We start from the raw sequence: 15,932 nt of genomic DNA, 5'->3' as shown, positions 1-15,932 counted from the left end.
TCGGGAGCCGACAAACAGAAATCCCGGGACATGACCCCGGGACTGCAATTGCTTCGGTATAGGCGGGAGTTTACCCGCCATATTTCGCCACGAAATCCTCGGCGGCGAGTGTGCGGAAATCATCCAGCGCGCTGCGCAGCCTCGCATGGTCCCAATCCCACCAATTCAGTTCATCCATGCGCTTGCCAAGCTCCGCGGTAAAACGCTCGCGGATCAGCCGGGCGGGCACGCCGCCGGCGATGGTGTACGGCGCAACATCTTTGGAAACGACCGCCCCGGCCCCGACGACTGCACCGTTCCCCACCGTGACGCCGGGCAGGATGGTCGCACCGTGGCCGATCCAGACATCGTGGCCGATCACCACCCGTTTGGCACGCCGGGCGGCGAAGAAATCCGTTTCATCTTCGGCGTCGTCCCAGTAGCTGCGGGCGCGATAGGTGAAATGGTGCAATGTCGCCCGCTGCATCGGATGATTGGTGGCGTTGATGCGGACGGAAGCGGCGATGTTGACGAATTTGCCGATGGTGGCGCACCAGATCGCGCCATCCTGCATGACATAGGAGTAATCGCCCATCTCGACCTCCTCAAGGCGGCAGCGCTCCGAAATTTCGGTATAGCGGCCGATCGAGGAATTGGTGACGCGGGCACTTTCGTGGATGACGGGTTCGAGACCCACTCTGGAATTCATGCCGCTGCCTTTCGCGGAGAGAACTGCGAGACGTCGAGAATGCGGTCGGCCACGGCTTCGCGCACTTCTTCGTCATGGAAAATGCCAAGCAAGGCGGTCCCCTTGCGCTTCTTTTCGGCGATCATCTCAACGACGACCCGCCGATTGGCGGCATCCAGTGAGGCGGTGGGTTCGTCGAGAAGCAGGATGGCGTGATCGGTGATGAAACCGCGTGCGATATTCACACGCTGCTGCTCACCGCCGGAAAAGGTTGCCGGCGGCAGCGACCATAATTCCTTCGGCAGGTTGAGCTTCGAAAGCAGCGCCGCTGCCTGCTCTCGCGCCTCCTCGACCGCAACCTTGCGGGCAAAAAGCGGCTCGGCGACGACGTCTATCGCTGGAACGCGCGGCACGGTGCGCAGGAACTGGCTGACATAACCAATCGTGCGGTGGCGGATATCGAGGATCGTGCGCGGCGAGGCATTGCCGATATCGACGACCTGGCCCTCATGACGAACGAGAATCTGCCCGCTGTCGATGGCGTAGTTGCCATAGAGCATTTTCAGGATCGAGCTTTTGCCGATGCCCGAAGGGCCGCCGAGCACGACGCATTCGCCGCTAGAGACGGAGAAATTGACATCGCGAACGACTGGCAGCTCGATACCGTCGCGAAGATGCATGGTGAAGCTTTTGAAGACTTCCGAAACGATGAGAGGCGTCGTCATGGTGGGTTCTTTCTTTCTGCGCGTGATTTTGTCCGAAAACCGGGGACCATTTTTCGGAATCGCGCGGCTAGACCTGCAAGATGGAGGAAACGAGCAATTGCGTGTAAGGCTCGCGCGGATCGTCCAGCACCCGGTCGGTGAGGCCATGTTCGATGACGTCGCCGCCCTTCATCACCATCATGCGGTGAGAGAGAAGTCGCGCCACCGCCAGATCATGGGTGACCACGACGACCGCAAGGCCGAGATCGTTGACGAGACCGCGAACCAGATCGAGCAGGCGTGCCTGTACCGAGACATCGAGACCACCGGTCGGCTCGTCCATGAAAACGAGACGCGGCGAGGTGACGAGGTTACGGGCAATCTGCAGGCGCTGGCGCATGCCGCCGGAAAAGGCGCGCGGCTGATCATCGATACGGTCGGTGCCGATTTCCACCCGCTCCAGCCATTCACTGGCCGATTGGCGGATGTTGCCATAATGACGGTTGCCGACCGCCATCAGCCGCTCGCCGACATTGGCACCGGCAGATACCGCCATGCGCAGTCCATCCGCCGGGTTCTGGTGAACGAACCCCCAGTCGGTGCGCATCAGAAAACGCCGTTCGGCCTCGCCCATATGGTAGAGATCGCGCATCGAGCCGTCGCGCATGCGATATTCCACGCTGCCGGCGGTGGGCATCAGCCGGGTGGAAATGCAGTTGAGCAACGTGGTCTTGCCGGAACCGGATTCACCGACGATCGCCAGCACTTCGCCCGGATAAAGCTCGAAGGAGACGTTGCGGCAGCCGGCGCGGTCACCATAATATTTGGAAACGTCCCGGACTTTCAGAAGCGGTGCGTCGCTCATTCTGCGGCCTCCTTCACATCCGCCAGCAGGTGGCCCTTGTGGCCATGGGCGCGGCGGTCCTCGCAATGGTCGGTATCGGAGCAGACGAACATACGCCCGCCCTTGTCATCCAGCACCACCTCGTCGAGATAGACATTCTCCGCGCCGCACAGCGCGCAGGGCTTGTCGAAACGCTGGATTTCGAAGGGGTGATCTTCGAAATCGAGGCTGACGACATCGGTATAGGGCGGCACGGCATAGATGCGCTTTTCACGCCCGGCGCCAAACAGCTGCAATGCATCCGACATGTTCATTTTCGGATTGTCGAATTTTGGCGTGGGCGAGGGGTCCATCACGTAACGCCCGGCCACCTTCACCGGATAGGCATAGGTGGTGGAGATGCGGCCGTTGCGGGCAATATCCTCGTAAAGCTTGACGTGCATCAGGCCGTATTCTTCGAGCGCGTGCATGACACGGGTTTCTGTCTCGCGCGGTTCGAGAAAGCGCAGGGGCTCAGGGATCGGAACCTGATAAACGAGCACCTGGCCCGAATGCAGCTCCTCTTCCGGAATGCGGTGCCGCGTCTGGATGATCGTTGCATCCTTCGTGCGGGTGGTGACCGCCACATTCGCGACCTTCTGGAAGAAGGCACGGATGGAAACGGCGTTGGTCGTGTCGTCCGCGCCCTGGTCGATCACCTTCAGCACATCATCAGGACCGAGGATGGAGGCGGTCACCTGCACACCGCCGGTGCCCCAGCCATAGGGCATGGGCATTTCGCGGGAAGCGAAGGGAACCTGATAACCGGGAATGGCGATGGCCTTCAGGATCGCCCGGCGGATCATTCGCTTGGTCTGTTCGTCCAGATAAGCGAAGTTGTAGGCAGCCAGCCCGTCGTCAAATGAAACTTCTTCAAGCATTGCGCGTTAGCCTTGTGAAAAAAGGAGTACAAGCTCATGGAGATTGGAATTCTTGCAGCCGTGTTCTTTGCTGTCTTTGCAGCATCGACCGTCTTTTGCGCCTACTGGTTTGGCGAGCAGCACAGCCGCTGAGCTATTCGGCCGCATCGCTCATCCATTCCGCGCCATTGGCGTTGATCGCCTCGAAATCGGCGCGCATCTTTCGCACCAGACCGAGTTCGGCCTGAAAATCCACGTAGTGCGGCAATTTCAGATGCTCGACGAAACCCGTCGCCTGCACATTGTCGGCGTGTGAAATGACGAACTCCTCGTCCTGTGCCGGCGCGACGACATCTTCGCCGAATTCGCCGGCGCGCAGCGCGCGATCAACCAGCGACATTGCCATCGCCTTGCGTTCGCTCTGACCGAAGACCAGACCGTAGCCGCGGGTGAATTGCGGCGGTGCCTTCGCCGATCCCTTGAACTGATTGACCATCTGGCATTCGGTGACCTGGATATCGCCAAGCGAGACGGAGAAGCCGAGTTCCGGCACATCAAGCTCGACCTCTACTTCGCCAATACGGATTTCGCCGACGAAGGGGTGTGTGCGGCCGTACCCGCGCTGGGTCGAATAGGCGAGCGCCAGAAGGAAACCCTCATCGCCACGCGCCAGCGATTGCAGACGCAGGTCACGCGGCATCGGAAACTCCATCGGTTCCCGTGTCAGGTCACCGGCAATATGATCGTCCGGCATGTCGCCATCGCTTTCGATAAGCCCTTCCTGGGCGAGGATATCGGAAACGCGCATGACATATTCCGGCTCGCCTTCACGCTGGGTAGCGGTTTCGACGGCCCCGTCTTCGAGGAGGGAGGGATCAAGCAGCCGGTGGGTGTAATCGAAGGTCGGCCCCAGCAATTGCCCGCCGGGCAGATCCTTGTAGGTGGCGGAAACGCGTCGCTGCACCGCCATGTCAGCGGTATCCACCGGCACCGAATAGCCGAAGCGCGGCAGCGTGGTGCGATAGGCGCGCAGCAGGAAGATGGCTTCGATCATGTCGCCGCGCGCCTGCTTGACGGCAAGGGCCGCAAGCGACTGGTCGTAGAGCGAGGCTTCCGCCATCACCCGATCTACGGCGAGAGATAGCTGCGAAACGATCTGCCCCACGCTCATGGCGGGCAGGTCGCGGTCTCCGCGCCGCTGGTCGGCCAGCAGCCGGTGTGCGTTGGCGATGGCGGTCTCCCCGCCTTTGACAGCAACATACATCTTATGCCTCCACGGGTTTGATGCGCGTCGTACGCGGCAGGCAGACGAATTTATCGCCAGCCGTCAGGATGACATCGACGCCACGCGGGAAGGTGGCGTTGTTCTCTGCCCAAAGCCTCGGGAATATATCCGGCAGGCCGGATGGGCTGATGATGTTGACGTGGCGGATGCCAGGCCCGGAGAGCAGCAATTCCCGCCCACCGTCCAGATCGGACAATTCGATGATGAGCGTCGTGGAGCGGTCGGGATATTCCTGACTGCCCTGGGCGAAAAGGCCGAAGGACGCGATGGCGCTGCCCGCTTCGATGACGGCGAAATGCGCAGCCGCTTTTTCTTCCGTCGCAGGCGCGCCGGTGTGAAATCCCATCCAGCCCGGCACCGCAGTCTTGCGCAAGGCGCCACTCAGCCAGACCGGCGTATCGTGGTCGCAAAGCGCCAGCAGAACCGCACCGGTGGCAGCGGCAAGCGGCAGTGGCGGGGCGACAGCCGTTTCGATTGTCTGCGGTGTGCCGGGACGGGCCATGCCGTCCATCAGCTTCTTGAAAATACGCTGGGAATCGAAGACGGCGTTGGAAAAGCCGCCCGTCAATGCTTCGGCTTTTACACCCATCAATCCTCTCCTCGAACCATGGTGAAGAAATCGACCCGCGTAGCGGCGGTTTCCTTTGTTTTCCGTTCCTTCTCTGCACTCAGTCTCTTTTCGACCGGTGAAAGAAGCTCGGTCTCGATGAAGTCTCGGGTGGGGCTCTCCTGCCAGAGCGCGTCGAAAACGGCCGCATACCAGGCCTTCTTGCGGCCGGTGCCGAGAACATGCGCATGACCGACGGTTCCCGAGGCAAGCTTGACGGTCGCACGGGTGACGGTGGTTTCGCCGAGATTAAAAGGCGCGCCGCCGCCGCCGATACGGCCCTTGACCATGACGAGGCCGGTTTCCGGCCCCCGTACGTTTTCCGTCTGCGGGCTGGCATCCTGCCGGCTCCAGACCGTTTCAAGTTCCTGAACGGTGGCGCGGGCAAGAAGCGCAGCCACTCGCTTCCTTTCTGCATGTATATTCGCAGCTTCGTTATTCATCGCTTGACCTCTAATGTCTATTGATATAGACAACTATACAATATAAGTTACAATTAACGTCGATGAATGACAAGCGTGTGACATGAGCCCTGCGGCAGCGATGAAAAGAAAGAACGGCGTAGCGCTCTGGCGGCAGATCGCCGACCGGATCAGGGGCGAGATTGCGGCTGGCGATCACGACGAAACCGGCATGTTGCCGCCCGAGATGACGCTGGCCGAAAAATTCGGCGTCAACCGTCATACTGTCCGAAGCGCCATTGCCGCACTGGCCAGCGAAGGCATTCTCGAGCCGATGCAGGGGCGCGGTACGATGATCGCCCGCAAGGAGCGCCTGAGTTTTCCGATTTCGCTGCGCACGCGCTTCACGGCAGGCATCGGCGATCAGGTGAAGGAAATGGAGGCGCTACTTCTTTCCCACACGACCGAACCGGCCAGTGCCGATCTGGCAGCGCGGCTGCAACTGACTGCCGGTACGCCGCTCATACGTCTGGAAACCCTGCGCAAGGCGGACACCCGCCCTGTATCCCGTTCGACCACATGGTTCCCGGGGGATCGTTTTGCCGGAATAGGCGAAGCATACCAGCAAAGCGGATCGATCACCGCCGCTTTCAAGGTACTTGGCGTGGCGGACTATGTGCGCATTTTCACCGTCATTTCTGCTATCCACGCGGATACGCAGGATCTGGTCGATCTCGAACTGTCGCCCGGGGCCATCCTGCTTGTCACTCAGGCATTGAATGCCGATATGGATGGCGTACCTGTGCAATATGCCGTCAGCCGATTTTCTGCGGATACGGTCGAATTCACGGTGGAAAATTAGAATACGGGTTTATTCCGCCTGCGAAAGGCCGAGCACATCCAGCATGGAATAGAAACCGGGCTTCTTGTCGAAGGCCCAGACCGCTGCCGTGATCGCGCCGCGTGCGAAGATGGAGCGGTCGCCGGCATAATGGGAAAGCTCGACGCGCTCGCCTTCGCCAGCAAAAATCACCGAATGTTCACCGATCACCGAGCCGCCACGCAACGTGGCAAAACCGATGGTGCCGGTCTCACGCGCGCCCGTGTGTCCGTCGCGCACGCGCACGGAAGAGGCGGTAAGATCGACCTTGCGGCCGGCCGCCGCCGCTTCGCCAAGCAGAAGTGCGGTGCCCGAAGGCGCATCCACCTTGTGCTTGTGGTGCATTTCCAGAATCTCGATATCCCAGTTCTGCGCATCCAGCGCCTGCGCCGCCTGCTGGGTGAGAACGCTGAGCAGGTTGACGCCGAGGCTCATATTCCCCGACTTGACGATGCGCGCATGGCGCGATGCCGCCTTGAATTTTTCCTCGTCTTCCGCCGAGCAGCCCGTGGTGCCGACGATGTGCACGATGCGGGCCTGCGCGGCGAGGCCGGCAAAGGTGACGCTGGTTGCCGGTGAGGTAAAATCGATCACGCCTTCGGCATGCAGGAATGCCTGTAAGGGATCGCTGGTGATTTCGACGCCGATGGGGCCGAGACCGGAGATCTCACCGGCATCGCGGCCAACAAAAGCTGAGCCTTCACGCGCCACTGCGGCATGGAGCTGGACGCCGGGGGTCTGGTGAATGAGGCGGATCAGTGCCTGTCCCATGCGGCCCGCCGCGCCGACCACCACCAGTTTCATGCCGCTGCTGCCCATGCTTTCACTCACTTTTCATGTCTGCGGATTGGAACCCGCCGGTATCGGACGATCGATGTTTGCAACGGCGACGTTAAAGGCCGCTCGTCCGCTTCGCAAGACATCACAAAGGGCTGGTCGTTGGAAACGATCAAGCCCTCCAGCGCCGCCCGTCCAGCGCCAGACCGAAATCGGACGGCGTTCTCGAATAGGTGGCAAGCCCGGAAAGCGCCGCCTGCGGATGGGTGACCACGAAGGTCGGAATGTTCCGCATCAGCGCGCTGTGCGGCGCCTTGTCTTCAAAAGCGGCCCGGAATTCCGGGCTCTTGAGCGCCGGAATGATCTTCTGCGAAATGCCGCCGGCCAGATAAACACCGCCCTTTGCCATGAAGATAAGCGCAAGGTCGCCCGCCACGCGGCCGAGATAGGTGCTGAACAGCGACAGCGTTTCTTTTGCCTGCGCGTTCTGGCCCGAAAGCCCCTGCGAGGTGATGTCGGCCGGATCGGAAAAGACAGGCTCGATGCTATCGGCTTTGCAGATGGCCCGATAAAGATTGACCAACCCGCGTCCGCACAGGATCTGTTCGCCGGCGACGCGGCCCTCGATGGTTTCGATATGGGGGAAAACCGCATAGTCGCGCGCGCTTCTCGGGCCGATATCGATATGCCCGCCTTCGCCAGGCACCGGGAACCACATGTGGCGGGCATAGACCAGCCCGGCAACGCCGAGCCCCGTTCCCGGTCCAAGAACGACCCTCGACGCCAAAACGTCTTCCTTGCCGGAGCCGATGGCGTCGCGGTTATCGTCGTCAAGGGCCGCGATCGCCAGAGCCTGCGCCTCGAAATCATTGATGACGATGACATCCTTCAGGCCGAGATTGGCGAGCATGTCCTTCGGCTTGACGACCCAGTGGCAATTGGTGAGGGGAATCTCGTCACCTTCGATGGGGCCGGCAATCGCGAGAATCGTCGAGACCGGCTGAAGCGAGGTCTTGTCCAGAACCGCCTGCTGGATGGCGTCGTCGATAGCAGGATATTCCGCCGTCTTCACCGTGGTGAGGTGCACCGGTTCGGCAAAGGAATCGATCAGGATGGAAAAGCGGGCATTGGTGCCGCCGATGTCGCCAAGAAGGATTGGAAAGGACAGATATTCGGTATCGGACGTCTTCGGCATTGCCTGTTCCATGTTGGGAGGTTCAGTTGGCGACGTGGAAGTCGATGAGATTTTCTGCGGTAGCGCGGTTGAGCGCCATGGGAATATCGTAAACCGTAGCAAGCCGCGTCAGCGCCTTCACGTCAACATCATGCGGCATGGCCGTCAGCGGGTCGGTGAAGAAGATCAGCATATCCACCTCGCCTGTGGCGATCATCGCGCCGATCTGCTGGTCGCCGCCAAGCGGACCGCTCTTGAGGCGGATGACTTCAAGACCCGGACACGCTTCCTGTACCCTTCCGCCGGTGGTGCCGGTGGCGACGATCCTGAAACCGGCAAGCGCTTTCTGGTGATGACGGGCGAAATCCGCCATATCGTCTTTTTTCTCGTCGTGAGCGATGAGCGCGATACAGCGTTGTTCTTCCATGGTCCCAGCCCGTTCAATCAAGAATTAAATCGATTTGAAGCCTTCTATAACAGCTTGCCGCCATTTGAAAAGGGAAGCTGTTGAATGCCTCATTTCTGTTTCAGTTCAATGTCGGGCGCTGGGTAGGAAGCGGAATATCCGAAGGCGGCTGTAGGGCGGGGGCTGCCTGAATGACCTGTTCCACGCTTTGCTGGCGCGTTGCTGGAGCAGGCGAATAGGCCTGAGCCGCAATGCCTTCGGGGTTGGCGGAAGGAGCGGCAGCCACGGCGGCGCAGGCCGAGGGCAGATCGGAAACCATGACCGGGCGCGGTTTCACCGGCTTGGCGTTGGGGTCCTTTTTCGGCGGCGCCCATGGTTCCTTGCTGAACCACCAGGCAAGCGACTTGTCGCAGCCGTCGCCTTTGCCCACGGCCGCCTGCGGCTTGCAGTTTGGCGCGCCGGGCGGGCATTCGAGACGGATGTGGAAATGCTCGTCATGGCCGTAGATCGGCCTGATCTTGCCCATGAAGGTGCGGTCGCCGGTCCATGTCTGGCAGAGTTTCTGCTTGATGGCCGGGTTGACGAAGACACGCTCCACCTGCGGATAGCTTGCCGCCATCATCACCAGCCGGGCATTGAGGGGTGACCACTTGCGGTCATCGACCGTCAGGAACTTGCTCTTGTCCAGCATGGAGATGAAAGGCACCGTTTCGCGCTGCTCCACGCTCAGCCGCGGGGTCGGCATCGGCCGCCACCAGATGTCGACATCGAGGCCGATCTGGTGCGACGCATGACCGGTCAGCATCGGCCCGCCGCGCGGCTGGGAAATATCGCCCAGCAGCAGGCCCGGCCAGCCGATCTTCTGGGCGTCCTGCGAAAATTGCTCGAGGAACGAAATCATCTGCGGCTGGCCCCAGCGCCGGTTGCGGGAAAGGCGCATGGCCTGCCAGCCGGGACCGTCCGTCGGCATGGCGATGGCGCCGGACTGACAGCCCTTGGCATAGGAGCCGATCGGCTGCGAGCCCGTGGCGGAAGGCAGAGCCATATGCCCGAACACCTCTTTCGCCGGCCTGTCCTCGGCCGCTGCAGTTTCCATCTGCAACTGCAACGCGGAGACGACCGAAATCGCCAGCAAGGCCGCCTTGAAAACTCTCGATGATCCCGCCGTCATAAAGTCTTGCCCGTCCGATCAGATGATTCTCTTCCCCTCAAGATAAACTGGAACGGGATTTTGTTGAAACCATGTTTCGCCCTGCATCTTGCAAAGCGGAAGGATAAAGGCGCCGATAAAGAGCTTGTGAGCCAGTACATCTGTTTTTTGCCAATCTTTGTTTTATGCTCTCTTCAACAAACGCGAAAACAGGGACATTCCCCCAATGATATTGGCACCACTGAAATCCCGTCTCCTCATTGCTCTTGCGGCATCCGCCCTGCTGATACCGGCGGCGGCCTCCGCACAATCGACCGATGTATGGCGGAAGGGGATTTCGACGGTCGGGGAACTGAAACATCCCGATGGCTTCGATCATTTCGACTATGTGAATACCAAGGCGCCGAAAGGCGGCACCCTTCGCCTGTCGACGGCGGGCACCTTCGATACCCTCAATCCGCTGCTCGCCAAGGGCGAGGCGGCGACCGGCCTTTCGCTGGTTTTCGATACATTGATGAAGTCGACCGAAGAGGAGCTGTCGGCCTCCTACGGTCTTCTTGCCGAGGGAGTAAGCTATCCAGACGATATTTCGAAAGCCACCTTCCGGCTGCGTGCAGAGGCCAAATGGGCCGATGGCAAGCCGGTGACGCCGGAGGATGTCGTCTTCAGCTTCGAAAAAGCCAAGGATTTGAGCCCGCAGCTAGCGACCTATTACACCCATGTCACCAAGGCGGAGGTGAGCGGCGAAAGGGACATTACCTTCACTTTCGACGAGAAGAACAATCGCGAATTGCCGCAGATCGTCGGGCAATTGCTTATCGTTCCCAAGCACTGGTGGGAAGCCGTCGGCGCGGATGGCAAGCCGCGCGACATATCGCGCGGCACGCTGGAACCGGTGATGGGTTCCGGCCCCTACAAGATTGCCTCAGTCTCTCCCGGTTCGACAATCGCTTATGAACGCCGCGACGACTACTGGGGCAAGGACGTCAATGTGAATGTGGGGATGAACAATTTCAAAACCATCGCCTACACCTTCTTTGCCGATCAGGATGTGGAATTCCAGGCCTTCAAGTCCGGCACCGTCGATTTCCGTCAGGAAGCTTCCTCCAGCCGATGGGTTACGGGTTATGATTTTCCGGCCGTCAAGGAAGGCCGCGTCAAGAAGGAAGAGCTGCCGAACATCTATCGCTCCGTCGGTATCATGCAGGCCTTCGTGCCGAACATGCGCAGGGAGAAGTTCCAGAACCCGAAACTGCGCAAGGCGCTCAATTATGCTTTCGATTTCGAGGAGTTGAACCGGACGCTGGCTTACGGCCAGTTCCAGCGCATCAACAGCTTCTTCATGGGCAGTGAACTGGCCTCTTCCGGCCTGCCGACCGGTCGCGAGCTGGAAATTCTTCAGGAACTGAAGGATCAGGTTCCGCCGGAGGTTTTCACAACCGAATATCGCAATCCGGTCGCGGGTGATCCGGCCAAGCAGCGCGACAATCTGCGCGAGGCGGTCAAGCTGATGAAGGAAGCCGGCTACGAGCTGCGCGGCAACCGCATGGTCAATGCGAAAACCGGACAGCCGCTCGATATGGAGTTTCTGATCGATTCCTCCGGCATGGAAAGAACCATTCTTCCCTATGTCCAGAATCTGAAGAAAATCGGTATCAATGCGACGATCCGCACGGTCGACGCCTCGCAATATACCAACCGCACCCGCAGCTTTGATTTCGACGTAACTGTCAAGCTCTGGGCGACATCCGCCAATCCCGGAAACGAGCAGGCGGATTTCTGGGGTTCGGCGGCAGCCGACCGGCAGGGTTCGAACAACCTCGCCGGCATCAAGAACCCGGCAGTCGATTCTTTGGTAAGGAAGGTCATATTCGCGCCCAACCGGGATGAACAGGTGGCCGCCGCACGCGCACTTGACCGCGTGTTGCTGGCGAACAGCTATGTCATCCCGCAATTTTACCGCGGCGAGATGTTCATCGCTTATTGGAACACGCTCGTCCGTCCGGAAAACCTACCCCAATATGGCGTCGGTTTTCCCGAGGCATGGTGGTCCAGCCAGGCCGGAAACTGACGCCGGCCTTGCTTTCATGGCGAAGGCTTGATTCACATAGGGCGAGACGAATCGCTCAAAGCGCAGGCAGCGCTTTCAGGAAGGGACAGGTTTTGAAAGAAACGAAAACCGCTGACGTATCGGCCGGGAGCAGAGGCTGATGGGCGCCTATATCCTCAGACGTCTGGCGCTGATGATCCCGACCATCATCGGCATCATGGGCATTTCGTTTCTCGTCATCCAGTTCGCGCCGGGCGGGCCGGTGGAGCAGGTCGTCGCGCAATTGACGGGGCAGGGTGACAGCGCCTCCGACCGGCTATCGGGCGGCGGCGATCTTATGGGCCAGTCCGGCGGTTTCGATGACAGCGGTTCGAAATACCGTGGTGCGCAGGGTCTCGATCCGGAACTGATCGCCAAGCTCGAAAAACAGTTCGGCTTCGACAAGCCGCCGCTCACCCGTTTCCTCGAAATGATGTGGAACTATATCCGCTTCGATTTCGGCGACAGCTTCTTCCGCAATTCCTCGGTGATCGATCTCATCATTGACAAGCTGCCGGTCTCGGCCTCGCTCGGCTTCTGGATTCTGATCATTTCTTACATGATATCCATTCCGCTCGGCATCAAGAAGGCCGTATCCGACGGCTCGACCTTCGACGTCTGGACGTCAGGCGTTGTCATCGTCGGTTATGCCGTGCCAAGCTTCCTCTTCGGCATCCTGCTCATCGTCCTCTTCGCCGGCGGGTCCTTCTTCGACTGGTTCCCACTGCGCGGCCTTGTGTCCGATAATTTTGCTGAACTGAACTGGTGGCAGAAGATCATCGACTATTTCTGGCACCTGACCCTGCCGCTGATCGCGCTGTCGCTCTCGGCATTCGCGACAACGACGTTGCTGACCAAGAACTCCTTCATCGACGAGATCAAGAAGCAATATGTCATCACCGCTCGCGCCAAGGGCCTCACCGAACGCAGGGTTCTTTATGGGCATGTCTTCCGCAATGCGATGCTGATCGTGATCGCCGGTTTTCCGGGCGCCTTCATCTCGGCCTTCTTCACCGGATCGCTGCTGATCGAGAATATCTTCTCGCTCGACGGTCTCGGTCGCCTCGGTTATCTCTCGGTCGTCAATCGCGATTACCCGATCGTCTTCGGCACGCTCTTCATCTTCTCGCTGATGGGCCTCGTCGTCGGCCTCATTTCCGACCTGATCTATACATGGATCGATCCGCGCATCGATTTCGAGCGGAGGGACGTGTGATGACACTTGTCCATACCGCCGAAGCGGAAATGCCGGCAAAGCCGAAGCGCCCGTGGTTTTCGCCCACGACCAAGCGCCGCTGGCAGAATTTCAAGGCAAACCGGCGCGGTTACTGGTCCTTCTGGCTGTTCCTGGTCCTGTTTTTTCTGAGCCTGATCGCGGAATTCATCGCCAATGACAAACCCATTCTCGCTTCCTACAAGGGCGAGTTGCTGGTGCCGGTCATGGTCGATTATCCGGAAGAAAAATTCGGCGGGTTCCTGGCTCAGACCGATTACAAATCCTCCTTCATTCAGGATGAGATCAACGCCAATGGCTGGATGATCTGGCCGCCGATTCGCTATTCCTATCAGACGGTCAATTCCAATATTCCCCATTCGGCGCCAACTGCGCCCTTCTGGCTGATGGATAAAAAGGATCGCTGCTCGGCTTACCCGCAGGGCGATGCCGATCCCGGCTGCACGCTTGGCAATCTCAACTGGCTCGGAACCGACAATCAGGCGCGCGACGTCACCGCGCGAATGATCTACGGGTTCCGCATTTCCGTGCTGTTCGGTCTGACGCTGACCATCGCTTCCGCCATTGTCGGCGTCACCGCCGGCGCAATTCAAGGCTATTTCGGCGGCTGGACGGACCTGCTTTTGCAGCGTTTCATTGAAATCTGGTCGTCCATGCCGGTGCTCTACATCCTGCTGATTATCGCAGCCATTCTGCCGCCGGGCTTCTTCGTGCTGCTCGGCATCATGCTGCTCTTCTCATGGGTCGGCTTCGTCGGCATCGTGCGCGCGGAATTCCTGCGCGCCAGAAACTTCGAATATGTCCGCGCCGCCCGCGCGCTTGGGGTCGGCAACTGGACGATCATGTTCCGCCATCTTCTGCCCAACGCCATGGTAGCGACGCTGACATTCCTGCCATTCATTCTCTCAGGGTCGATCACGACGCTCACCTCGCTCGACTTCCTCGGCTTCGGTATGCCGCCGGGGTCGCCGTCGCTGGGAGAGATGATCGCGCAGGGTAAGAACAACCTTCAGGCCCCCTGGCTCGGCCTCACTGCGTTTTTCACCATGTCCATCATGCTCTCGCTGTTGATCTTCGTGGGTGAAGCGGTGCGCGACGCTTTCGATCCACGCAAGACGTTCCGGTGATCGCCATGACGGAAACAAATATCCAGCCGCTTCTCTCCGTCCGTGATCTCTCCGTCGCCTTCCATCAGGGCGGCGCGACGAGCGTCGCTGTCGATCATGTCTCTTTCGATCTGATGCCGGGCGAGGTCGTCGCCCTCGTCGGCGAGTCCGGTTCCGGCAAATCGGTCACGGCAAATTCCATTCTCAAATTGCTGCCCTATCCGGCAGCGAGCCATCCTTCGGGAAAAATCCTGTTCGACGGCAAGGATATGCTGACTTTGCCGGAGCGCGCGCTGCGCGCCGTGCGCGGCAACGACGTCACCATGATTTTTCAGGAGCCGATGACCTCGCTCAACCCGCTCCACACCATCGAGCGGCAGATCGGCGAGATTCTGGAGCTGCATCAGGCGATTGCCGGAGCGGAGGCGCGGGCGCGCACGCTGGAACTGCTGCTGCAGGTGGGTATCCGCGAGCCGGAAAAGCGCCTGAAGGCCTATCCGCACGAATTGTCCGGCGGCCAGCGGCAGCGCGTGATGATTGCCATGGCGCTTGCCAACCGGCCGAAACTGCTGATCGCCGATGAACCGACGACGGCGCTCGACGTGACGGTTCAGGCGCAGATTCTCGAGCTACTCGGCGATCTGAAAAGGCAGCACGGCATGTCCATGCTGTTCATCACCCACGATCTCGGCATCGTCCGCAAATTTGCCGATCGCGTCTGCGTTATGACCAAGGGCAAGATCGTCGAGACCGGTACGGTGGAGCAGGTGTTTACCGATCCGCAACACGCCTATACGCGCCATCTTCTGGCGGCAGAGCCAAAGGGCGAGCCTCCCCATTCTGACGCAACCAAACCGGTGGTCATGCAGGGTGACGATATCAAGGTCTGGTTCCCCATCAAGGCGGGGCTGATGCGCCGGGTGGTGGATCATGTGAAGGCGGTGGACGGCATAGATATCACCCTTCGCGCCGGCCAGACTGTGGGCGTTGTGGGCGAATCCGGCTCCGGCAAGACGACGCTCGGGCTGGCGCTCTCGCGGTTGATCGCATCTGAGGGTCGTATCAGCTTCATCGGCCAGTCGATCGACCACTATTCCTATGAAATGATGAAACCGCTCAGAAACCGGTTGCAGGTGGTGTTTCAGGATCCTTATGGGTCTCTCAGCCCGCGCATGTCTGTCGGCGAGATCGTCGCCGAGGGCTTGAAGGTGCATGAACGGTCTCTGTCTGCCGATGAGCGCGATATGCGTGTCGCCACAGCGCTGGAAGAGGTCGGTCTCGATCCGGCCACCCGCTGGCGGTATCCGCATGAATTTTCCGGCGGCCAGCGCCAGCGTATCGCCATTGCCCGCGCCATGGTGCTGAAACCGCGTTTCGTCATGCTGGACGAGCCGACCTCCGCGCTCGACATGAGCGTGCAGGCGCAGGTGGTCGATCTGCTGCGCGATCTGCAGGCGAAGCACGAACTCGCCTACCTTTTCATCAGCCACGACCTGAAGGTGGTGAAGGCGCTCGCCAACGACCTGATCGTCATGCGCCACGGCAAGGTGGTGGAGAGCGGCCCGGCGGCGGAGATTTTCGCCAATCCGCAGCAGGACTACACCAAAGCGCTGCTGGCTGCCGCCTTCAACATTGAGGCGGTGAAAACGAAAGCGGTCAGCCAGTAAGACGCGTCACCTTTCCATTAAGACGATGATTTTTCTGTTGCT

The 15,932-nt window shown here is 59.9% G+C and carries 16 protein-coding genes; 5 read left to right on the top strand and 11 right to left on the bottom strand.

Annotated features, from left to right (window positions below; all coding sequences use genetic code 11):
• Positions 1-70: 70 nt before the first annotated feature.
• From PL599_RS18205 to phnG, 7 genes are all read right to left on the bottom strand, one after another.
• Positions 71-688 (bottom strand): DapH/DapD/GlmU-related protein, encoded by a 618-nt coding sequence (locus PL599_RS18205; protein ID WP_269824879.1) that lies wholly within the window; start codon positions 686-688, stop codon positions 71-73.
• Positions 685-1,392 (bottom strand): phosphonate C-P lyase system protein PhnL, encoded by a 708-nt coding sequence (gene phnL, locus PL599_RS18200; protein ID WP_173987846.1) that lies wholly within the window; start codon positions 1,390-1,392, stop codon positions 685-687. Before phnL ends, PL599_RS18205 begins: the two co-directional genes overlap by 4 nt.
• 67 nt (positions 1,393-1,459) lie before the next feature.
• Complete coding sequence (phnK, locus tag PL599_RS18195; RefSeq protein ID WP_004439249.1) at positions 1,460-2,236, bottom strand: phosphonate C-P lyase system protein PhnK; 777 nt, start codon at positions 2,234-2,236, stop codon at positions 1,460-1,462.
• The gene (locus PL599_RS18190) at positions 2,233-3,135 is read right to left on the bottom strand and encodes an alpha-D-ribose 1-methylphosphonate 5-phosphate C-P-lyase PhnJ (protein WP_077984531.1); all 903 of its coding nucleotides are present in this window, start codon (positions 3,133-3,135) and stop codon (positions 2,233-2,235) included. Before PL599_RS18190 ends, phnK begins: the two co-directional genes overlap by 4 nt.
• A 133-nt stretch (positions 3,136-3,268) precedes the next feature.
• Complete coding sequence (locus PL599_RS18185) at positions 3,269-4,378, bottom strand: carbon-phosphorus lyase complex subunit PhnI (protein WP_077984530.1); 1,110 nt, start codon at positions 4,376-4,378, stop codon at positions 3,269-3,271.
• Between the two features lies 1 nt (position 4,379).
• Entirely contained in the window at positions 4,380-4,988 is a 609-nt protein-coding gene (gene phnH / locus PL599_RS18180) for a phosphonate C-P lyase system protein PhnH (protein WP_269824878.1), read from the bottom strand.
• Entirely contained in the window at positions 4,988-5,449 is a 462-nt protein-coding gene (phnG, locus tag PL599_RS18175; RefSeq protein WP_269824877.1) for a phosphonate C-P lyase system protein PhnG, read from the bottom strand. The genes phnH and phnG overlap by 1 nt, the downstream gene beginning before the upstream one ends.
• An 82-nt stretch (positions 5,450-5,531) precedes the next feature.
• Between phnG and phnF the strand changes: the two genes are divergently transcribed.
• A complete protein-coding gene (gene phnF, locus PL599_RS18170) occupies positions 5,532-6,269 on the top strand; it encodes a phosphonate metabolism transcriptional regulator PhnF (RefSeq protein ID WP_269824876.1) in 738 nt (245 codons plus the stop codon).
• Between the two features lie 9 nt (positions 6,270-6,278).
• Here the strand turns inward: phnF and dapB are convergent, their stop codons facing one another.
• From dapB to mepA, 4 genes are all read right to left on the bottom strand, one after another.
• Positions 6,279-7,106, bottom strand: coding sequence for a 4-hydroxy-tetrahydrodipicolinate reductase (gene dapB, locus PL599_RS18165; protein WP_269824875.1), 828 nt, complete (start codon positions 7,104-7,106; stop codon positions 6,279-6,281).
• A 130-nt stretch (positions 7,107-7,236) separates the two neighbouring features.
• A complete protein-coding gene (locus tag PL599_RS18160) occupies positions 7,237-8,259 on the bottom strand; it encodes a glucokinase (RefSeq protein ID WP_269824874.1) in 1,023 nt (340 codons plus the stop codon).
• Between the two features lie 22 nt (positions 8,260-8,281).
• Positions 8,282-8,665 (bottom strand): methylglyoxal synthase, encoded by a 384-nt coding sequence (locus PL599_RS18155; RefSeq protein ID WP_020812947.1) that lies wholly within the window; start codon positions 8,663-8,665, stop codon positions 8,282-8,284.
• A 100-nt stretch (positions 8,666-8,765) separates the two neighbouring features.
• The gene (gene mepA / locus PL599_RS18150; protein ID WP_077984525.1) at positions 8,766-9,815 is read right to left on the bottom strand and encodes a penicillin-insensitive murein endopeptidase; all 1,050 of its coding nucleotides are present in this window, start codon (positions 9,813-9,815) and stop codon (positions 8,766-8,768) included.
• Between the two features lie 205 nt (positions 9,816-10,020).
• Between mepA and PL599_RS18145 the strand changes: the two genes are divergently transcribed.
• From PL599_RS18145 to PL599_RS18130, 4 genes are all read left to right on the top strand, one after another.
• Positions 10,021-11,865 carry an extracellular solute-binding protein gene (locus PL599_RS18145; protein WP_269824873.1) on the top strand — a complete coding sequence of 615 codons (1,845 nt, stop codon included), beginning with the start codon at positions 10,021-10,023 and terminating at the stop codon, positions 11,863-11,865.
• A 139-nt stretch (positions 11,866-12,004) separates the two neighbouring features.
• Positions 12,005-13,099 (top strand): microcin C ABC transporter permease YejB, encoded by a 1,095-nt coding sequence (locus PL599_RS18140; RefSeq protein ID WP_077984523.1) that lies wholly within the window; start codon positions 12,005-12,007, stop codon positions 13,097-13,099.
• A gap of 29 nt (positions 13,100-13,128) precedes the next feature.
• On the top strand, positions 13,129-14,244 hold the full coding sequence (locus tag PL599_RS18135) for an ABC transporter permease (RefSeq protein ID WP_406568461.1): 1,116 nt from the start codon (positions 13,129-13,131) through the stop codon (positions 14,242-14,244).
• A gap of 5 nt (positions 14,245-14,249) precedes the next feature.
• Positions 14,250-15,890 carry an ABC transporter ATP-binding protein gene (locus PL599_RS18130; protein ID WP_269824872.1) on the top strand — a complete coding sequence of 547 codons (1,641 nt, stop codon included), beginning with the start codon at positions 14,250-14,252 and terminating at the stop codon, positions 15,888-15,890.
• Positions 15,891-15,932: the final 42 nt, after the last annotated feature.

This window comes from Agrobacterium sp. ST15.16.055, assembly GCF_027956555.1.
GTDB classification, from domain to species: Bacteria; Pseudomonadota; Alphaproteobacteria; order Rhizobiales; family Rhizobiaceae; genus Agrobacterium; species Agrobacterium salinitolerans.
Note: the sequence above shows the minus strand (reverse complement) of the source record. Positions and strands in the feature narration are given on the sequence as shown.